Raw genomic sequence first — 19,968 nt, forward strand, 5'->3', positions numbered from 1 at the left:
AGAACTGCCGCGCGCATCTGGCGAGAGCCTGCGGCGGGCCGACGCGCATAATCGGATGTCGTGACCGCTCGCACACGCCCCGACCTCGACGCCATCCCCGGATACATTCCGGGCCGCACCGTGGCGGGCGCGATCAAGCTCGCCAGCAACGAGACGACGGCGGGTCCGCTGCCGAGCGTCCGAGACGCCATCGCCGACGCCGTGGCCGGGGTGAATCGGTACCCCGACAACGCCGCGACCGCGCTGACCGACGCCCTCGCGGACTTCCTCGACGTCCCGTCGGCGAACGTCGTCGTCGGATGCGGGTCCGTGTCGCTGTGCCAGGAACTGGTGCAGGCGACGTGCTCAGCGGGCGACGAGGTGGTGTTCGGCTGGCGATCGTTCGAGGCCTACCCGATCGTCACCCTGGTCGCCGGCGCCACCGCCGTGCGTGTCCCCCTCACCGACGACGACGTCCACGATCTCGACGCCATGGCCGCCGCGGTCACCGACCGGACGCGTCTGATGTTCGTCTGCAACCCGAACAACCCGACCGGCACCGTCGTCGACCCGGCGGACCTCGACCGCTTCCTCGACACCGTCCCCGAGCACGTGCTGGTGGTGCTCGACGAGGCGTACTTCGAGTACACGGACCGCCGGATCGACGGGGTCGAGGTCGGCCGCACGCGGCCCAACGTCATGGTCCTGCGGACGTTCTCCAAGGCGTACGGCCTGGCGGGTCTGCGCGTCGGGTACGGCGTCGGGGCGCCGTCCGTTGTCACCGCGATGAAGAAGGTGCACACCGCCTTCAGCGTCAGCTCGGTCGCCCAGAGCGCGGCGATCGCCTCGCTCGCCGCGTCCGACGAGTTGCTCTCCCGCACGGAGATCGTCGTCGCCGAACGGGCCCGCCTTCGCGACGGCCTACGCGAAGCCGGCTACCAGGTGGCCGACTCCTTCGCGAATTTCGTCTGGCTACCGCTGGGCGCGGCCTCCGGCACGTTCTCGGCGGACGCGACCGACGCACGAATCCTGGTGCGCGCGTACGGCGACGACGGGGTCCGCGTCACCGTGGGCGACCCGCACGAGAACGACGCCTTCCTCGACTTCGCCGCCGCGGCCGCGACCCGTTACGTCGCGACCGCCTAGACCCCGAGAGCGCGGGCGATCACGGGCCAGGACGCCCGCATCTCGTCCTGCCAGTACCGCCACGAGTGGGTGCCCCAGGGCTTGCGCACGACGGTCGCCGGCACGCCCGCGCGGTTCAGGGTGTCCACGAACCCGTTGGTGCAGAGATTGGCCGCCGCCTCGAGCGGGCCACCGACCAGAAGCGCGTCCGTCAGCTCTTCCAGCGGTGAGCCGCCGGCCTCGTACGGGCCGGGCAGACCCGTGCCGGACGACACGTAGATCTGCTTGCCGCGCAACGCGTCCACGCGCAGGCTCGGATCGTTGTCCGCCCATGCCGGGTCGGAGTTCGACCCCCACATGTTGGTCGCGTCCCCGCCCGTCGATCCCACGGTGGTCCGCACGGCGTTCTTGGTCTCGTTGCTGCGGTTGTCGTAGCACCCGCTGAACGCGGCGACCCCGGTGTACAGGGACGGGTGCTTGGCAATGAGGTTCATCGCGCCCTGCGCGCCCATCGACAGTCCCATGAGCGCGTCGACGCCGTTCCCGGAGAACTGTGCGTCGATCAGCGGGGGGAGCTCCCGCGTCAGGAACGTCTCCCACATGTTGACCCCGAGCACCGGATCCGGGCGCTGCCAGTCCGCGTAGTAGCTGCCCCGGCCACCGATGGGGAGAACGACGTTGACCGGCTTGTCGGCGAAGAAGGCCACCGCGTCGGTCTTGGCGGTCCACGTGCTCTCGGTGTAGTTCGTCTCCTCGCCCGCGCTCACACCGTCGAGCATGTAGAGGGACGGGCGAGGCGCGGAACGATCGGCCGGCAGGAGAACCTGGACCGAAATGTCCCGACCCATGGACGGAGAGAACACGGAGACCATCGCTCGCCGGTCGGTCTGCATCGCGACCGAGACGACGCGGGCACCGGTGTCCCCCACCAGCGCCACCGGACCGGCCGGATCGGCGGTGGCGACGGCCGGCGCGGTCACGGCGAGCGTCGTCGTCGCCAAGCACGCCCCGACGAGGGCCGCGAGACGTCGCATGTCGGTCCCTTTCGTCGTGGCCGGCGATGAGGGGCCGTCGGCCCCGAGCCGTGCGATACATGGCGCAGACGAGGCTACTGCGCAGTAAGGACCACCAGAATCCTGTCCAGTGCATCCGCGCAGGTCCTGGAATCGGTCACAACGCCGGTTAAAGCTGACCGGAACACTGCGCGCAGTCAGCGAAAGAGACCGTCGGACCGTGTACAGGCGCTTGTCGATGCGTTACCGTCTCGATACCGCCCTGTGTTTAGTCACAAATTTGACGCGGTTTGCGTTGTGCAGATGCAAGTCGAAAAGGGCACTTTCAACGATTGTTGCGGACTCAACAGTCGTTGAAATAGGGTATAACACCAGGTCACAGGGGGTGTGACAACGGACACTCGATGGGCAGTTCGAATGAATGCCGGAAAACAAGACGCTTGGTTCGATCCGCCAAAACAATCTTCGTCCCCGTTAAGGGTTGTTACCGTACACCGAGAACCAGCCCAACCGGCATGAACTACACAGTCATGGGGGAGCCAGATGACTACACCGAAGACCGCCGCGAGCCCGCTTCCGAGCAACGTCGAAGCCGGGCTCATCGCCGGCACCAAGGGGAACAATCTGGCCCTCAGCGACCTCCGCGGAGTCGCCCGTCATCTGGTCGACCACTTCGCCGCCAACACGCCCTGCGGCACTCTCCCGGGCGAACTCCTGCACGGCGACGTCACGGAGGTGACCGTCAAGTGCCTCGGCCTCGCCGTGCGCATGCTGGAGTCCGGCAACACCCCGTCCGAGAAGGATCTCGCCAACGTCCACGACGCCGCGGCGCGGTGGGCCCGTGAAGGCGTCCCGCTCCGGGCCATTCTCCGCGCCTACCACGACGGGTTCCGCTACGGACTCACCCTGGTGGGTCGCCAGACGGCCGGCCAGAAGGTCGAGGACGTCACCGCCAACTCTCTGGTGCTGGTCACCCTGCTCGAGGCCGTGACCACCGAGGTCTCCATGGCCTACGTCGACGAGTACCGGTCCGTGGCCTCCGAGCATCACACCGCCACGCACACCCTCGTCACGACGCTGCTCAGCGGCGGCAAGAACGCCACCGCCACCGCCCAGCAGTGCGGCATCGACCTCGCCGACGACTACCTCGTCCTCGCACTGCACTTCCCGCAGCACCCCGACGAGGCCAACCCCGTCGTCGACCGCACGGTGTCGGCCCGCCGCAAGCTGCGCCGCATCCAGGCCGAGCTGGCCACCTCGTGCGGCAAGTCCCCCCTCGCGCTGCTGAGCACCGAGGGCGGCACCATCCTGCTCCCCGCACCCCGCGACCGCGAGTGGGTCGACGCGCTGATCGAGCGTCTCTCCCGCGCCGGCGAGGTGGCCGTCACCGGCGCCGTCACCTCCTCCGACCGCGACGACATCCCTGCCGCCGCCGAGCACGTGTACGAACTGCTCTCGCTCGCCCGGCAGCTGGGCCGCCCCGCGGGGCTCTACCGCACCGAGGACCTGGTGCTCGAGTACCAGCTCACCCGTCCCGGACGTGGTCGCGAGCAGCTGCTCCGCGCGCTCGAGCCGCTCGACGACGCCCCCGAGCTCCTCGAGACCCTCACCTCGTACCTCGGACACGAGCTGAACCGCCAGCGCACCGCCCGGCACCTGTTCGTTCACGCGAACACCGTCGACTATCGCCTCAAGCGCATCGGCCAGCTCACCGGGATCGACCCGTCCATTCCGTCGGGCCTGCGCTACCTGCAGGCGGCCATCGTGGCGCGCGGGCTCGAGAACGCGAAGAACGCCCAGAGCGCTGCCGCTGCGGCGGCCAAGACGGCGCGCAAGCGCTGACCGTTCCCCTCCTCGGCCCCCTCGCCCCCTGTGGTGAGGGGGCCGAGGTGCGTTCGGGGCTGGGCTCGGGGCGGCAGCTGCTCGGGTTTCCACCACCCTCACGGGTTGCAACCGGTGCAGGTGGCTGCAAGCTGCGCAGGTGGGGTGTCGGGCGGCGTCCACGCGAACCTGCTCGGGCTTCCGCAACCCTCACAGGGTGCAACCGGCGCAGGTGGCTGCAAGCTGCGCAGGTGCGGTGGCGGAAGCGGAGGGATTTGAACCCCCGGACGCTGTTACACGTCTCTCGCTTTCAAGGCGAGTGCATTAGGCCGCTCTGCCACGCTTCCCGGTCGACCACCCAGATAGTCGAACACCTCGAAATACTAGTGCCCGCGGGTGCCCCTGCCTCACCCACCCGCGAGGATGCTGCGGTCGACCTCGGCGAGGGAGGTCAGGCCGGCGAGGCCCATGGTGATGTCGAGGTCGGCGAGGATGCAGCGCAGGGCGTGCTGGACGCCGTCACGGCCGGCGAGCCCCAGGCCGTAGACCCACGGCCGGCCGTAGAGCACCGCGTCGGCACCCAGCGCGAGGGCGACGAGAATGTCGGAGCCGGACCGGATTCCGGAGTCGAGCAACACCGTGGACGAGCCGCCCACCGCGTCGGCGACGGGGCCGAGCGCGTCGACGGCCGCGATGGCGTTGTCCACCTGCCGCCCACCGTGATTGGACACGACGACGCCGTCCGCTCCGGCGTCGACGACGGCTCGTGCGTCGTCGGGATGCAGGATGCCCTTGACCAGGACGGGCAGGTGGGTCCACTCCTTCACGCGCGCGATGTCGGCAGGGCGAAGGGTGTGGTTGCCGAACATCCCCACCCAGGTGAGCACCGCGATCTGCAGGGCCTCGTCGCTCGACTCGGGCGGTGCGGCGAGACGCGACCGGAACACCGGATCGGACAGGTAGTTGGCGATGCCCTGCGCCTTCAGGAACGGCAGGTGGCCGAGGTCGAGATCACGGGGGCGCCAACCCATTCCGGGGGTGTCGGCGGTGACCACGATCGCCTTGGCGCCGGCTGCGGTGGCGCGGCGGACGAGCGATTCGGCGACGCCCTCGTCGGCGGGCCAGTAGAGCTGATACCACCAGTTCTCCCCGGACACGGCCGCGACGTCCTCGATGGGGGTGGACGACGCCGTCGACAGCACGGAGCCGATGCCGAGCGCGCTGGCCACCGAGCCGACGACGGGTTCGGCGTCGGGATGCACCATGCCGAGCACCCCGATCGGTGCCGTGAGAATCGGCGCGTCGAGACGCAGTCCGAACAGGTCGACGGAGAGGTCGCGGGCGTCGGGCGCGCTCGCCCCGCGCCACATGCGCGGCACGATGCGGTGCCGGCCGAACGCCTCGACGTTGTTGGCGGCCGTGCGCTCGGTGGACGCGCTCCCGGCGATGTACGCGAACGCGGCGGCCGACAGGGTCTCGCGAGCACGGGCCTCGAGTCCGGCGGCGGTGGTGGGGAGGTCCGGCGCGGTTCCGCCGAGGCCCGTCAGGTAGATCTCGTTCTGGAAGTTGCCGAATGCACTCACCCGTCGACGCTAACCGCTCGGGCGCGCCCGCCGCACCCGTTTCTCGCCGCGCAGCGCGCCCGGTCCGGCAGGATGGCGGGCATGCCCGATCCCTACGTCGCTGCCGCCGACCGTTACGACCACATGCCCTACCGCCGCACCGGCGCGTCGGGTCTGAAGCTCCCTGCCATCTCCCTCGGACTGTGGCACAACTTCGGCGACGACAAGCCACTGGCGACGCAGCGCGCGGTGCTGCGACGGGCCTTCGACCTGGGCATCACCCACTTCGACCTGGCCAACAACTACGGTCCCCCGGCCGGCAGCGCGGAGATCAACTTCGGGCGAATCCTGAAGGAGGACTTCGGGCCCTACCGCGACGAGCTGGTGATCTCGACCAAGGCCGGGTGGGACATGTGGCCGGGCCCCTACGGTTTCGGCGGATCCCGGAAGTACCTGCTCTCCTCGCTCGACCGTTCCCTGGAGCGCATGGGACTGGACTGCGTCGACATCTTCTACAGCCACCGCGCGGACCGTGAGACACCCGTCGAGGAGACCGCGGGCGCGCTGATCAGTGCGGTGCAGCAGGGCAAGGCGCGCTATGCCGGCATCAGCTCCTACTCGGCCGCCCGCACCCGGCAGATGGCGTCGCTGCTGTCCGACGCAGGTGTGCCGTTGCTGATCCATCAGCCCAGCTACTCCATGGTGAACCGGTGGATCGAGTCGGACCTGCTGCCGACCGTGGACGAGCTGGGCGTCGGGGTCATCGCCTTCTCGCCGTTGGCGCAGGGCATGTTGACCGACAAGTACCTCGACGGCGTCCCCGAGGATTCCCGTGCGGCGCAGGGCAAGTCGTTGAACCCGGACTGGCTCACCGACGAGATCCGGGAAAACCTGAACGCGCTGAACGACATCGCGTCGTCCCGCGGTCAGAGCCTCGCGCAGATGGCGATCGCGTGGGCGCTGCGCGACCGGAGGGTGACGACGGTACTGCTGGGCGCGTCGTCGGTCGACCAACTCGAGGACAACGTCGCGGCACTCCAGCGCCTCGATTTCGACGACGACGAACTGTCCCGTATCGACGCGCACGCCCCGGACGCCGGCGTCGACATCTGGGCGGACTCCACGCGGATCTGACCCCGGATCAGCCGGCGGGCCTACCCTGAGAACCATGCATGCGATCACGCTGACCGAGTACGGCGACCCCGACGTCATGGTCTGGGCCGAGGCGGCCGATCCCTCGCCCGGAGCGGGCGAGGTGGCCATCACCGTCACCGCCGCCGGGGTCAACCGGGCGGATCTGCAACAGCGCCAGGGCAATTACCCGCCGCCACCGGGGGCCTCCGAGGTCCTCGGCCTCGAGTGCTCCGGGGTGATCGAGGCGCTCGGTGACGGCGTGACGGGACTGCAGGTGGGCGAGGAGGTGTGCGCCCTCCTCGCCGGCGGTGGTTACGCGGAGCGCGTCGTCGTCCCCGCGGAGCAGGTCCTTCCGGTTCCGGCCGGTGTCGACCTCGTGGTCGCGGCGTCGCTGCCGGAGGTGGCCTGCACGGTGTGGTCGAACGTCGTCATGTACGGCGGGCTCGGCGCGGGAGACACGCTGCTGATCCACGGCGGCGGAAGCGGAATCGGCACGCACGCGATCCAGGTCGCGAAAGCCCTGGGCGCTCGCGTTGCGGTGACCGCGGGCTCGGCCGAGAAACTCGAGACGTGCCGGTCCTTCGGCGCCGACATCCTGATCGACTACAAGGAGCAGGACTTCGTCGAAGCACTTCGCGAGGCCACCGACGGCCACGGCGCCGACGTGATACTCGACAACATGGGCGCGAAGTACCTGTCCCGCAACGTGTCCGCCCTCGCGATGGACGGACGCCTCGTCACGATCGGCATGCAGGGCGGCCGGAAGGCGGAGTTCGACTTCGCCGCGTTGATGGCTCGTCGCGGCAGCGTGCACTGCGCGGGCTTGCGCGCCCGTCCCGTGACGGGGCCGGGTGGCAAGGCCGAGATCGTGCGCCAGGTGCGTGAGCGGGTGTGGCCGATGATCACGGACGGATCCGTCACTCCCGTTGTGTACGAGGAGGTTCCGATCGCCGAGGCACCCCGCGCACACCGGCTGCTCGACGAGCACTCCACCGTCGGCAAGGTGATCCTGCGGGTCCGGTGACCCGTCCGGGTCGGCAGACCTGTCAGGCCATCGAGTCCAATACCGACGCGAGCTGGTCGATCTCGTGCCGGGTGGTGTACGGAGCGAGGCCGACCGTGATCGCTCCCCCGGCGTCGGCGACACCCAGCGCTTCGAGCAGGCGGCTGCCGCCGTGGACACCGGAGACCACGTCGATGCGGTGGTCGGCCAGGCGGGCCGCCACCTTGTCCGATTCCACCCCGTCGACGCTGATGCTGACGCACGGCACCCGGCTCGCCGCCGTCCCGATCGTCATGAGATGCGGTCGGTCGAGCCGGTCCAGGAGGTAGGCGAACAGGGAATCGTGGTAGTCCTGGAGCGATCCGATGGACATCTCCAGCTTCTGCCGGCGCGTTCCCCGCGCCCCCTCGTCGAGCGACGCGAGGCAGTCGATGGATGCGGTGGCCCCGGCGAGCAGCGAGTAGTGCAGTCCGCCGAGTTCGAGCCGCGCGGGGCCGGTGGCCTGCTGGTCCAGCGCGATGGACGGCAGCCGATCGAGCAGGCCGGGATCGCGGAACATCAGCGCGCCGACCCGCGGGCCGCCCCACGCCGCCGCGTTCACGGCGACCACGTCGGCCTTGAGGTCCTCGATGTCGAGCACCGCGTAGGGCGCCGCACCGGACGCGTCGACGACCATCAGCCCGCCGACGTCGTGCACCAGGTCCGCGGCCACGCGCACGTCGGGCGCCGACCCGACGAGCGACGACGCCGCCGTCACGGCCACCAACCGCGTGTTGGCCGCCACCAGCTCGTCGAACTGCCACGTCGGCAGCTCGCACGTCTCGATGTCGACCTCGGCCCACTGGACCTGCGCGCCGTACCGGTTGGCGATGCGGAGCCACGGCGCGACGTTCGCTTCGTCGTCCAGCCGGGAGAGGACGATGCCGGTGCCGAGACCCAGCCGAGTACTCAGCGCCTCGGCGAGCCACGCGAGGAGCACCGAGTGATCCGGGCCCAGCACCACCCCCTCGGGTGAGCCTCCGACCAGATCTGCGACGGCCTGCCGGGCCTCCTCCACCACCTGCGTGCTGCGACGCGCTGCGGGATACCGAGAGGAGTGGGACGTGGCCGAATTCCGGAACGTCGTCGACACCGCCGTCGCGACGCGGTCCGGAATCTGCGCACCCAGCTGCGGATCGAGATGTATCCAGCCGTCGCCGAGCGAGGGAAAGAGCCCTCGTACGCGGGCGACGTCGTAGGTCATGCCGAACACTCTAGGCGTCGTCGGCGACTCCTCGGTGGGTCGGAGGGTCGGCCGCCTTCTGTTCTGTCGGCGACCCGGGTCAAGATGGAGTCATGACCACACCCCCCGGTTCGGAATCCTCCGCTTCCACCGACGGTGACGGGTCCGACCACGTCGTCGTCATCGGCCCGGACGGGCAGCCGATCGCCCTCAGCCCCCGCGAAGCCGCGGCTGCGGCGGCCCGGGCGAACGTCACGGGAGCCGACTCGTCCGACGACGACGACAGCGAGTCGCTGGCCGACATGGTCGAGCAGCCGGCCAAGGTCATGCGCATCGGCACCATGATCAAGCAGCTGCTCGAGGAGGTGCGCGCCGCTCCGCTCGACGACGCCAGCCGGACCCGCCTCAAAGAGATACACACCTCGTCCATCCGCGAGCTCGAGCAGGGCCTCGCGCCGGAACTGCGGGACGAGCTCGAGCGGCTGGCGCTCCCGTTCGGGGAGGACGCGGTGCCGTCGGACGCGGAACTGCGGATCGCGCAGGCGCAGCTCGTCGGCTGGCTGGAGGGGCTGTTCCACGGCATCCAAACGGCGCTCTTCGCCCAGCAGATGGCCGCTCGGGCCCAGCTCGAGCAGATGCGTCAGGGGGCACTCCCGCCCGGCGTCGCCATCGGCGGCAGCGGTCCGGCCCAGCACAACCAGGGAACCGGTCAATATCTCTGACGGGTACTCTCGTCCGTCGTGGTAGCACCAGCGATCGACTCGGACACCGGCGGCGAACCCGCGTCGGACTCCCAGACCTATCGCCGGGCGGTTCGTGACCTGCGGGAGGGCTACGCCCAGCGTGAGCTGTGGCTCAGCCTCGGCTGGCAGGACATCAAGCAGCGCTACCGCCGGTCCGTCATCGGCCCGTTCTGGATCACCATCGCCACGGGCGTCCAGGCCGTCGCCATGGGCCTGCTCTACTCGGTGCTCCTCGACATCGACCTGCGCTCGTTCCTGCCGCACGTCACCGTCGGCCTCATCATCTGGAACCTCATCAGCGCGTCGATCCTCGAGGGTGCGGACGTCTTCATCGCCAACGAGGGGCTGATCAAACAGCTGCCCTCGGCGCTGAGCGTGCACGTCTACCGCCTGGTCTGGCGCCAGGTCCTCCTGCTCGGGCACAACCTGCTGATCTACCTCATCATGCTGGCCGTGTTCCGGCCGGAACTGCACTGGACCATCGTCACGGCCATTCCGGCGTTCTTCCTCATCGTCGTGAACATGGTGTGGGTGGCGCTGCTGTTCGGCATCGTCGCCACCCGGTACCGCGACCTGGCGCCGATCCTGGGCAGCCTGGTCACGCTGCTGTTCTTCATGACGCCCATCGTGTGGACCACCGCCAACCTGCAGACCATGGGCGGCGAAGCGGCGCAACGCGCCCGCCTGGTCGAGATCAACCCGCTCTTCCACTACCTCGACATCCTGCGCGCGCCGTTGATCGGCGAGGACCAGCAGGCGTATCACTGGTACATCGTGCTGGGCTGCACCGCAGTCGGCATCGCTCTCACCATGGTCGCCATGCGCACCTTCCGCGCCCGCGTGCCCTACTGGGTCTGATCGGAGACCGCGACCATGACCGTCAGCATCGACACGCATTCCGCGTGCGTGGACTTTCCCATCTTCGACGCCAAGACCCGCTCGCTGAAGAAGGCGTTCCTGGGCAAGGCCGGCGGGACGATCGGCCGCAACGCCAGCGACGTCGTCGTCGTCGAGGCGCTGCGCGACATCACCCTGTCCCTGCGCGAGGGCGATCGCGTGGGACTCGTCGGCCACAACGGTGCCGGCAAGTCGACCCTCCTGCGGCTGCTCGCCGGAATCTACGAACCCACGCGCGGCAGCGCCGTCGTTCGTGGCCGGGTAGCGCCGGTGTTCGACCTCGGCGTCGGGATGGACCCCGAGATCTCGGGCTACGAGAACATCATCATCCGTGGGCTGTTCCTGGGACAGACCCGGAAGCAGATGGCGTCGAAGATCGACGAGATCGCCGAGTTCACGGAGCTGGGCGACTACCTGGACATGCCGCTGCGCACCTACTCCACCGGGATGCGCGTGCGCATCGCGATGGGCGTGGTGACCAGCATCGACCCCGAGATTCTCCTGCTCGACGAGGGCATCGGCGCGGTCGACGCCGAGTTCATGAAGAAGGCCCGCACGCGGCTGCAGGAGCTGGTCAAGCGCTCCGGCATCCTCGTCTTCGCCTCCCACTCCAACGAGTTCCTCGCCCAGCTCTGCGACACCGCGATGTGGATCGACCACGGTCAGGTGCGGCAGCAGGGCGGTATCGAGGACGTCGTCCGCGCCTACGAGGGTGACGACGCAGGTGACCACGTTGCGCACATTTTGCGCGAACTCGCCGCGAGCGACAGCGAGCGCGACGGCACCGCGAGCGACAGCGAGCGCGACGGCACCGCGAGCGACGGGGAGCGCGGTGCCTGAGACGATCGTCGGCGTCGTCGTCACGCATCGTCGTCGGGCACAGTTGGCGGGGTCCCTCGCCGTCCTCACCGCGCAATCGCGGCCGCTCGACCATCTGATCGTCGTCGACAACGCGTGCGAGGACGACGTCCGGACGCTGGTCGACGCCCAACCGACGGCGACGACCTACCTCGGCAGCAAGCACAACCTCGGCGGCGCCGGCGGTTTCGCCCTGGGAATTCTGTACGCGCTCTCGCTCGGCGCGGACCGGGTCTGGTTGGCCGACGACGACGGACGACCCGAGGGTCCCGACGTGCTCGCCACACTGCTGCGCTGCGCCGAGACCCACGCGCTCGACGAGGTTTCGCCGGTGGTCTGCGACATCGACGAGCCCGACCGTCTCGCCTTTCCGCTGCGCCGGGGCACGGCGTGGCGGCGCTGGCGGTCGGAGTTGGGAACAGACGACTTTCTGCCGTCGTATGCGTCGTTGTTCAACGGAGCGTTGTTCACGGCCGCGGCGATCGAGGCCGTCGGCGTGCCCGATCTGCGCCTGTTCGTGCGCGGCGACGAGGTCGAGGTGCACCGTCGACTCACGCGCTCGGGGCTGCGCTTCGGGACGTGCCTGCAGACGGCTTACCTGCACCCGAACGGCAGCGACGAGTTCAAGCCGATTCTGCGCGGCCGCATGCACACCCAGTACCCCGACGACGCCGTGAAGCGGTATTTCACCTACCGCAACCGCGGGTACGTCCTGGCGCAGCCCGGAATGCGAAAGCTGTTGCCGCAGGAATGGATTCGTTTCGGGTGGTACTTCCTGGTCACCACCCGCGACATCGCCGGACTCCGGGAGTGGCGCCGCCTTCGCGCCCTCGGTCGCACCGAGCATTTCCGCCGTCCCTGACCCGACGAACCGGACGCGTGGTCGGCCGGGCGGTCCACTACGGTATGTGTCCATGACACGACTGCGGTGGCCGCGATGAGGTGGGGTCGGCGCATCCGGTCGTCGGCGCGCGCGAAGGTGGTGCGGGCCGTGCACGAGGTGGTCGCGGAGACCACCGAGGACGCCGAACGTCGGCACCGGGAATTGCTCGATCTGCTGGTGGGTCAGGCCCGCACGATCGCCGAGCTGCAGGAGTCGGTGTCCACCCTCGAGTTCCGGATGCGACGGGACCTGCCGTTCGCCTCCGACGTCGAGGCGGCCGCGTCGAGCGCGGACTTCGTCGAGCAGCACCTACCGAAGGTCCCGTCCTTCACGCATCCCACCGCCACCCTGCGTCACGCCGTCGACGCCGTGTCGATCGACGGCATGGCGCTCGAATTCGGCGTCGCCACCGGAACGACGCTGAACGTCATCGCCGAGCAGTGGGCCGAGGGCGCCAACGTGGGCGTCGTGGCGGGCTTCGACACGTTCGAGGGCCTTCCGGACACGTGGCGAACCGGCTTCGAGGCCGGCACCTTCGCGCAGGACACGCTGCCGGAGGTTCCCGGGGCGCACCTGGTCCGGGGCCTGTTCCAGGAGACGCTCGGCCCGTTCCTGTCGAAGAACCGCGGGCCCGTGGCGTTCGTCCACATCGACGCCGACCTCTACTCCTCGGCCGACTTCGTCCTGCGCCGACTCGAGTCCCGTCTCCGACCGGGCACGGTGATCGTGTTCGACGAGTTCTTCAACTTCCCCGGTTGGCAGGCGCACGAGTACCGGGCGTGGACCGAGTTCGTCGAGCGGACAGGCGTCGAGTTCGAATACCTCGCCTACACCTCGAACGGTGAACAGGTGGCCGTCAGGCTCGCGTGACCTCGCGGGCGTCGAGTCCGTAGAGGCGGGCCCAGTTCTCGCGGGTGGTCAGATCCGTCCGCGCTGCTCGGTAGGACTGCGTCACCGACGGTGTCTCCTTGCGGAGGCGTGCCAGCGCGGTGCGCCCACGCTGCAGCAACTTCAGCGCTCGGTCACGGTCGCGCACCCTCACACGCACACCCTCCTGCGACCGGTCGGTGACCACCGCGTGCGCGAAGAGCGAGACGTGCCACCAGTGGGCGTCGTCGGCCGAGATGGCGACGGGGCCCGGATGGACGCGGCCGCGAAGCTGCTGGACGATCCGCTTGGCGAGGACCGCCCACTCCATGCTGGGTTTCGGGTGCGGCCCGGCCGGCGTGATCACCATGTCCGCGGGACGGACACCGGGAACGTCGTTCGCGTTGTGCCGCTTGGTCTCTCCGTAGCGAGCGCGCTCACGCCTGATGGCAGCGGCGGCTCCCATGCCGCCGTCCTTCAGCAGCGCAGGACCGCCGAGGAAGTCCTCGACGGACTTGATCAGGGTGTAGGCCATGCCGTACTGCATCGAGACGAGGTACCGCAGCAGGTCTCGTCGCAACTGCTTGGCCAGGGCGACGCCGTCCAGCTCGGTGTGCAGGGCGGCGGTGATCATGCCGTTCCGGAGGTTGAAGTAGCGATGCCACTCGTCCCAGTCCTTCCAGGCGAAGTCGGCATGCCAGACCGCCGCGCCGGGCAGCGTGACCGTCGCGAAACCGTGTGCGCGAGAGCGGTAGCCGTACTCGATGTCGTCCCACTGGAAGAACAGGGGGAGCGGATAGCCGACCTCGGCCACGATCTCCGACGGGATGAGGCAGGACCACCACCCGTTGTACCCCGCGTCCACCCGCACTTCCTGCTGCTTCTTCTTCAGGACGCTCTTGTCGGCAAAGGCGTCCTTGACGTGCAGTCCGGCTTCGAGACGCTGCAGATTCGCGACCTCGGCACCCACGTGCACGCGGTCCGGGTGCAGGAGATAGAGCATCTGCGCGCCGACGATGGCAGGCTCCACCGTCTTGTTGGCGAAGGCGTTCATCCGGACGAACGCCTCCGGCTCGCACAACACGTCGTCGTCCATGAACACAACGTTGGCGGGGTCTCCCCCCTTGCCCTGAACCTCGTACAGGCCGCGGGTGAAACCGCCCGCGCCGCCCAGGTTCGGCTGCGTGATGTAGACCAGCTTCTCACCCAGATCGCCTGCGACACGTTGAAATAGCGCGCGGGTCTCGACCCGGTCCGTGCCCTGATCGACGACGTAGACGTGATCGACGTCGCGCAGCGCCAGGGGATCGTCCGCCAGCGCGGCCACGGTCGCAGCGCAATCGTCCGCGCGATTGAACGTGCACACCACCACCGAGGTGGGACGCATGCGTTCCGGTGCCGCCACCCGCCAGGTCGCATCGTCGAGAACGAAGTCGCCGGACGAGGTCATCATGCGGACGAACAGCGCGCCCCCGTCCAGGAACTGCGTCGTGGGAACGGTGATGCTCACGCGGTCGTCCGAGTCGGTCACGGCGCGACTGGCCATGATCCGCTCACGGCCCTTGTAGTCGGTGGCGACCACGTCGAGCCGAGCCCGACCGTCGACACGGGCGTCGAACGTCACCTCGGTGACGGTGGTCCAGCGCTGCCAATAACTGGCCGGAAATCGGCCGAAATAGCTGTTCGTGGAGACGACGCTGCGTTTGGCCACAGTGACCGCTGCGCGTGAACGCTCGGCGGATCCCTTGGTGATTCCGGCGTACATGTCTGCGCTGACCAGCGGTGACGGCCCGTCGAACAAGACCCGCTGTGCCACCATCGTTCCGAATGTCGTCGGAACGACGGCGTCGCTGTTCATGATGGAAATCACCCTCCGCGTCGCATTCTCTTGGCATTGCCCGGCGAGAAGCGGACAATCGATCGTCGAACGGAGTCAGGCTATCAATGTGGGCCTGCGAGGCCCGCATTCGCGACGGAGCGGCGGCGGCGACCCATCAGGGACGTCGCGACCGATGCCAGAACGACGATCACGGTGGCCGCAAGGGCGGCCGCACGACCGAACGCCAATCCCGGGGGCGTGTACTCGACCCGGAGCAGTCCGTCGCCCGCCGGCACCTCGACCTCCAGCAGCCCGGCCGGTCCCTCCGCCACCTCCACCGGCCGGCCGTCGACGGTCGCGGTATATCCCGGCCATGCCAGCCGAGAGAACACGACCGTTCCCGCGCGGTCGGCGTTCACGTCGACCGTCTCGGTCATCGGTGAATCGGCGCGGGTTTCGGCGTCGATCCCCGCGGACGACCAGGTGACCGGTCCCGCGGAGGCCGCGATCGGGCTGTCGCGCACCCAGACGACGCGAGCAACATCCGCCGCGGCCACTCGCCATCCGATCGGTGGCGGTCCGTCGCTGACCCGCGGCGCCAAGGTCCGTTGGATCACCAGTGTGGACACCCCCATCACATCGACGAGAGGTGCGTCGATGTCCGCGGATGCCGGTGCGAAGATCCGCTCCACTGCGTCGCCACAGACCGCGCCCCGATAATCCATGCACAACTCATCGGCGAATGCATCGAATCCCATACCGGTGTAACTGGTCACGGCGCCGAGATCAGCGACTCTGGCCAGGTTGCCGAACAACAAACGCCCCTCACGCGTGTCCTCGGTCGTCACCGACAGCCGATCCGCGAGTTGCAGCACCACCCCTCGATACTCGATGGCGCCCCGCCTCATGTCGGCGACCGAGAACACCGGCGACCCACCGTCCGGTAGCGGAGCGGGCCGAAATTCGTCGTCGGACGTGATGGGCTGCGCGACCGAAGGGAACGCCGAGAACTGAACCATCGACACCACACCGGTCACGACGACGGCGACGGCGACGAGCGCGACAATCCCCGCTCGACGCCCGGCGACGACGGCGGCAGCGACACCCGCCCCGACGACGGTCAGGCCCACGAGGTGTTCGAGCCCGAGGTCGGGGCGAACAGCCCAGGCGGAGTAGGCACCGAACGCCACGATGCCGACAGTCGCTCCCACGCGCCGCCGCGTGACAGGTGCAAGCCCACGACTGAGCAGCACAGCGAAGCCGAGTGCCGAGACCAGGTACAGGTACTCGACCAGTCGGAACGGCCACCGGAAGAGCCAGAGATTGGACGGCGCCAGAGTCGCGATCAGGTAGAACGCCCCGACGACTGCCAGCCCGACACCACCCGAGATCGCTCGCCGGTCGCTCCATCGCAACCACGGAAGCAGCGGCAGGACGAACCAGGCGAGGTAGGTCGACGGCACGCTGTCGAGCGGGCCCTTCCAATTCGCGATCGACGGGAGATACGTCGGCGAACTTCCGGCTGCGAGATCGCCGAGATCCGGCACGAGGAATGTGTCGTTCGCAATCGCGGCCAAGCTCTGCCGGGTGGTCACCTCGCTCGCCCCGAGCAGGGGCAGGAACACCATCAGTGCCACCGCGCCCACACACGCCCCCATCAGGGTGAGCAGGAGAAGACGGCCCACGTCGCGACGCAGGATCAGTTCGATTCCCAGCGCGGCCAGAACCACCACCAGACCCAGCGGGGCGTAGGGGTTGCCTGCGGTCATGGCGAGGAAACCGAAGGCGAACGGAACGATCATGGGGAGACGACCGAGGGCGAATCGCCGAGCCGACCACCAGAAGTGGACGAACCACGTGAAGGCGGCGAGTCCGGCCGGCCACCCGGCGGCCTCGTACCACAGGGTCAATCCGGAGACAGGGATCGCCACGGCGATCAGGAACGACGGTCCTCGGTGCGCACCGTAGGTGCGGGCAAGGAGGTAGACACCGATCGCCAGGATCGCCAGCATCTCGGTGGCGACCACGAAGGCGGCCAGCGAGAGGTTGTCGAAGTAGGAGACGAGGACGAAGTTGGCGAGATTGACCGGGTTCCAGATGCCGTTGAGCGCCTCTGCCGCGTAGTTGCCGCCCATCCACGCAGCTGGGTCCATCGCGACCCACTGCCCACTACGCAACTGCGATCCGAAGACGTGCCAGAGCGGTGCGAACTGCTCGTACATGTCGCCGACGTAGAAGAACAGAGTGCCGCGCCACTGTGCCAGAGTCGCGAGGCCGACGACGGTGACGGCGGCCAGTACTCCGACCAGCACGTCCCACCGGCGTCCGGGACGCGGGTCGCCGACGGCGGCGTCGTCCACTGCCGCCATCGCCGCGGTGGTTTCGGTCGACGCGGTCATCGGTCAGCCGACCCGGTCGAGCCCGTCGGCGCGGTCCGGGGCACCGGCGCGCTCCGACCGACGAGCAGGCGCCGGGAGAGCAGAAACGTCACGGGAATCGCGGCAGCCGCGGCGACCAGCGGAGCGACACGCTCGTCCATTCCGAGACCGCTGACGAGGACGATCACTCCGACCGTCGTCATCACGTAGTTGGTGGCATTGGTGAGCGGCCACAGGGCGAACTTTCGCCAGGTGGGGCGCGTGCGGAAGGTGTAAAGGCAGTTGAGGAAGAAGGAGAACACCATGGCGCAGGCGATGGCCAGCAGGTGTGCCATCCAGTACGGGACGGCCAGTCGAAACAGCAGGTAGAGGCCGTAGTACACGCCGGTGTTGAGGACACCGACGAGCGCGAACCGAAGGACGTGTGTAGGCATACGATTCGTTGTCAGGCGTCCTCGTCGCGACGGGGGGCTCGCCGAGCGGGCCCGTTCGGGGTCGACTCGACAGCAGGAACCGCATGCGACGGGCGGAAACGCCCGGTCGATCCGTCGGAGGACCGCTCGACCCGTCGATCGGCTCGCGACCCGGCGGGCATGCCGGGCTCGGTCTCCGCGACCAGGTAGTGGGGCCGTTGCTTCACTTCGTAGTAGATGCGCCCCACGTACTCCCCGATGACGCCCAGGAACAACAACTGCAATCCGCCGAATCCGATGATGGCCGCCACCAGCGTGACGTACCCGGGCACCGTGACCCCGGCGACGACTGCCGCGGCGATCAGGAACACCACGTAGGCGAAACCCACGATCATCGCGGCGGCACCGAGGTAGATCGCCAGCCGCAGTGGGGCGTTGTTGAACGACATCACGCCGTCGAGTCCGTAATTCAGCAGACGTCGCAACGTCCACTTGCTCTCCCCACCGCCCTGCCGCGGTTCGTTGCGGTAGTCGACGGTGGCCACCGGGAAACCGATCCAGGAAAACAGACCCTTCGAGAACCGGTTGTACTCGCCCATCTGAAGAAGTGCGTCGACAGCCCTCCGGCTCAGCAGCCGGAAGTCCCCCGCGCCGTCCTCGATGGACACGTCGACCACGCGGTTGACGACCCGGTAGTACATCCGCGACAGGGCGGTTCGTCCGCGCGAATCTCCGTCTCGCGTGCGGCGGGCGACCACCTGGTCGTATCCCTCGCGGTGGAGGCGCACCATGTCCTCGATGAGGTGCGGAGGATGCTGAAGGTCGGCATCCATGATGACCACGGCGTCGCCTCGGGCGTAGCTCAACCCGGCCAGCATGGCCGACTCCTTGCCGAAGTTCCGGCTGAAGGACACGTACCGCACTCGCTCGTCGCGCTCGTTGCGATCGCGCATGACGGCCTTGGTGCCGTCGCGGCTTCCGTCGTCGACCAAGACCAATTCGAGAACGGTTGCCCTGCCGTCCGGATCCACCGGCAGGTTCGGTTCTATCGAGAGAACGGCGTCCACCAGAGCGTCCAGAACGCTCTCCTCGTTGTGACACGGAACGACGACGCTGAGCAGCACCACTCCCCCATCGTCGTCTCCACGCGCCGTACCGGGCGTCGGCCGTGAAGTCTACTCATACCGCTCGGCACGATCCCCGGGTCGATCAGCGTGTCGAGGCCGCCCCGGTGACCCGCTCCGTCCCGGCGTAGGCGGCTTCGGTGACGTCCTTCTGCGGTCGCCACCAGTGCTCGTTGGTGCGGTACCAGTCGATGGTGGCGGTGAGTCCGGCGCGGAAGTCGGAGTAGGTGGGTCTCCAGCCGAGTTCGGTGCGCAGGCGGGTGGAGTCGATGGCGTAGCGCAGGTCGTGGCCGGGGCGGTCGGTGACGAAGTCGAAGTCGTCGGGTTGTTTGCCGCAGAGTTCGAGGATGGTTTCGACGACGGTGCGGTTGTTCGCTTCGCCGTCGGCGCCGATGAGGTAGGTGCGGCCGAGTTCGCCGCGTTCGACGATGGTCCAGACGGCGTCGTTGTGGTCGTCGACGTGGATCCAGTCGCGGACGTTGGCGCCGGTGCCGTAGAGGCGGGGGCGTACGCCGGTGAGGACGTTGGTGATCTGGCGGGGGATGAACTTCTCGACGTGTTGGTAGGGGCCGTAGTTGTTGGAGCAGTTGGAGATGGTGGCGCGGAGGCCGAAGGAGCGGGCCCAGGCGCGCACGAGCAGGTCCGAGGAGGCCTTGGTGGAGGAGTAGGGGCTCGAGGGGTTGTAGGGGGTGTCCTCGGTGAAGCGGGCCGGGTCGTCGAGTTCGAGGTCGCCGTAGACCTCGTCGGTGGAGATGTGGTGGTAGCGCACGTCGTGGGTGCGGACGGCCTGGAGGAGGGTGGTGGTGCCGACGACGTTGGTGCGCACGAACGGCCAGGGGTCGGCGAGGGAGTTGTCGTTGTGCGATTCGGCGGCGAAGTGGACGACGAGGTCGGTCTCGGCGACGAGGCGGTCGACGAGGTCGGCGTCGCAGATGTCGCCTTCGACGAAGGTGATGCGGTCGGCGACGGGGTCGAGGGAGGCGCGGGTGCCGGCGTAGGTGAGGGCGTCGAGGACGGTGATGTCGACGTCGGGGCGGGTGCGCAGGGTCAGGTGGACGAAGTTCGCGCCGATGAATCCGGCACCCCCGGTGACGAGCATCCTCATGCGCGGAAGAGTACGTGGCGGG

The 19,968-nt window shown here is 68.6% G+C and carries 17 protein-coding genes and 1 tRNA gene; 9 read left to right on the top strand and 9 right to left on the bottom strand.

Annotated elements, in window-relative coordinates; translation table 11 throughout:
* Nucleotides 1-60 precede the first annotated feature (60 nt).
* The gene (gene hisC / locus A3Q40_RS17665; RefSeq protein ID WP_068104199.1) at nucleotides 61-1,125 is read left to right on the top strand and encodes a histidinol-phosphate transaminase; all 1,065 of its coding nucleotides are present in this window, start codon (nucleotides 61-63) and stop codon (nucleotides 1,123-1,125) included.
* On the opposite strand, the gene A3Q40_RS17670 is transcribed toward hisC, so the two are convergent.
* On the bottom strand, nucleotides 1,122-2,138 hold the full coding sequence (locus A3Q40_RS17670; protein ID WP_068104201.1) for an alpha/beta hydrolase: 1,017 nt from the start codon (nucleotides 2,136-2,138) through the stop codon (nucleotides 1,122-1,124). The two genes, hisC and A3Q40_RS17670, sit on opposite strands and share 4 nt — an antisense overlap.
* Nucleotides 2,139-2,660: 522 nt before the next feature.
* Here A3Q40_RS17670 and A3Q40_RS17675 point away from each other — a divergent pair.
* Nucleotides 2,661-3,959: a PucR family transcriptional regulator gene (locus A3Q40_RS17675; RefSeq protein ID WP_068104203.1), complete on the top strand. Its 1,299-nt coding sequence runs from the start codon at nucleotides 2,661-2,663 to the stop codon at nucleotides 3,957-3,959.
* 236 nt (nucleotides 3,960-4,195) lie between these two features.
* On the opposite strand, the gene A3Q40_RS17680 is transcribed toward A3Q40_RS17675, so the two are convergent.
* Together A3Q40_RS17680 and A3Q40_RS17685 are read right to left on the bottom strand one after the other, a co-directional pair.
* Nucleotides 4,196-4,285, bottom strand: a tRNA-Ser gene (locus A3Q40_RS17680).
* A 60-nt stretch (nucleotides 4,286-4,345) separates the two neighbouring features.
* Nucleotides 4,346-5,521 (bottom strand): alpha-hydroxy-acid oxidizing protein, encoded by a 1,176-nt coding sequence (locus A3Q40_RS17685; protein ID WP_068104204.1) that lies wholly within the window; start codon nucleotides 5,519-5,521, stop codon nucleotides 4,346-4,348.
* Nucleotides 5,522-5,602: 81 nt separating this feature from the next.
* On the opposite strand from A3Q40_RS17685, the gene mgrA reads away from it, so the two are divergent.
* Together mgrA and A3Q40_RS17695 are read left to right on the top strand one after the other, a co-directional pair.
* Nucleotides 5,603-6,634, top strand: coding sequence for an L-glyceraldehyde 3-phosphate reductase (mgrA, locus tag A3Q40_RS17690; RefSeq protein ID WP_157889671.1), 1,032 nt, complete (start codon nucleotides 5,603-5,605; stop codon nucleotides 6,632-6,634).
* Between the two features lie 34 nt (nucleotides 6,635-6,668).
* On the top strand, nucleotides 6,669-7,658 hold the full coding sequence (locus A3Q40_RS17695; protein WP_068104209.1) for an NAD(P)H-quinone oxidoreductase: 990 nt from the start codon (nucleotides 6,669-6,671) through the stop codon (nucleotides 7,656-7,658).
* A gap of 22 nt (nucleotides 7,659-7,680) precedes the next feature.
* Here the strand turns inward: A3Q40_RS17695 and A3Q40_RS17700 are convergent, their stop codons facing one another.
* Nucleotides 7,681-8,880, bottom strand: a complete 1,200-nt coding sequence (locus A3Q40_RS17700; protein WP_068106558.1) for a cysteine desulfurase-like protein — start codon at nucleotides 8,878-8,880, stop codon at nucleotides 7,681-7,683.
* Nucleotides 8,881-8,972: 92 nt separating this feature from the next.
* On the opposite strand from A3Q40_RS17700, the gene A3Q40_RS17705 reads away from it, so the two are divergent.
* The 5 genes from A3Q40_RS17705 to A3Q40_RS17725 all read left to right on the top strand — a co-directional run bounded on the left by A3Q40_RS17705 (nucleotide 8,973) and on the right by A3Q40_RS17725 (nucleotide 13,110).
* Nucleotides 8,973-9,581, top strand: coding sequence for a bacterial proteasome activator family protein (locus A3Q40_RS17705; RefSeq protein WP_068104211.1), 609 nt, complete (start codon nucleotides 8,973-8,975; stop codon nucleotides 9,579-9,581).
* Between the two features lie 18 nt (nucleotides 9,582-9,599).
* Nucleotides 9,600-10,460, top strand: coding sequence for a galactan export ABC transporter permease subunit Wzm/RfbD (gene wzm / locus A3Q40_RS17710; protein WP_068104213.1), 861 nt, complete (start codon nucleotides 9,600-9,602; stop codon nucleotides 10,458-10,460).
* Nucleotides 10,461-10,475: 15 nt separating this feature from the next.
* A complete protein-coding gene (wzt, locus tag A3Q40_RS17715; RefSeq protein ID WP_068104215.1) occupies nucleotides 10,476-11,339 on the top strand; it encodes a galactan export ABC transporter ATP-binding subunit Wzt/RfbE in 864 nt (287 codons plus the stop codon).
* Nucleotides 11,332-12,219, top strand: coding sequence for a galactofuranosyltransferase GlfT1 (gene glfT1 / locus A3Q40_RS17720; protein ID WP_068104217.1), 888 nt, complete (start codon nucleotides 11,332-11,334; stop codon nucleotides 12,217-12,219). The genes wzt and glfT1 overlap by 8 nt, the downstream gene beginning before the upstream one ends.
* A gap of 75 nt (nucleotides 12,220-12,294) precedes the next feature.
* Nucleotides 12,295-13,110, top strand: coding sequence for a class I SAM-dependent methyltransferase (locus A3Q40_RS17725; RefSeq protein ID WP_068106561.1), 816 nt, complete (start codon nucleotides 12,295-12,297; stop codon nucleotides 13,108-13,110).
* Here A3Q40_RS17725 and A3Q40_RS17730 read toward each other — a convergent pair.
* The 5 genes from A3Q40_RS17730 to rfbB form a co-directional block, all read right to left on the bottom strand.
* Nucleotides 13,097-14,965 carry a glycosyltransferase gene (locus tag A3Q40_RS17730; RefSeq protein WP_068106564.1) on the bottom strand — a complete coding sequence of 623 codons (1,869 nt, stop codon included), beginning with the start codon at nucleotides 14,963-14,965 and terminating at the stop codon, nucleotides 13,097-13,099. The genes A3Q40_RS17725 and A3Q40_RS17730 overlap by 14 nt on opposite strands.
* Before the next feature lie 83 nt (nucleotides 14,966-15,048).
* Nucleotides 15,049-17,325: a hypothetical protein gene (locus tag A3Q40_RS17735; protein ID WP_082833993.1), complete on the bottom strand. Its 2,277-nt coding sequence runs from the start codon at nucleotides 17,323-17,325 to the stop codon at nucleotides 15,049-15,051.
* The gene (locus tag A3Q40_RS17740) at nucleotides 17,322-17,738 is read right to left on the bottom strand and encodes a GtrA family protein (protein WP_068104219.1); all 417 of its coding nucleotides are present in this window, start codon (nucleotides 17,736-17,738) and stop codon (nucleotides 17,322-17,324) included. The genes A3Q40_RS17735 and A3Q40_RS17740 overlap by 4 nt, the downstream gene beginning before the upstream one ends.
* Before the next feature lie 11 nt (nucleotides 17,739-17,749).
* The gene (locus A3Q40_RS17745) at nucleotides 17,750-18,844 is read right to left on the bottom strand and encodes a glycosyltransferase family 2 protein (protein ID WP_235606351.1); all 1,095 of its coding nucleotides are present in this window, start codon (nucleotides 18,842-18,844) and stop codon (nucleotides 17,750-17,752) included.
* 82 nt (nucleotides 18,845-18,926) lie between these two features.
* A complete protein-coding gene (rfbB, locus tag A3Q40_RS17750) occupies nucleotides 18,927-19,946 on the bottom strand; it encodes a dTDP-glucose 4,6-dehydratase (RefSeq protein WP_068104221.1) in 1,020 nt (339 codons plus the stop codon).
* Nucleotides 19,947-19,968 lie beyond the last annotated feature (22 nt).

It is taken from the genome of Rhodococcus sp. PBTS 1 (genome assembly GCF_001620025.1).
Taxonomy (GTDB): Bacteria; Actinomycetota; Actinomycetes; order Mycobacteriales; family Mycobacteriaceae; genus Rhodococcoides; species Rhodococcoides kroppenstedtii.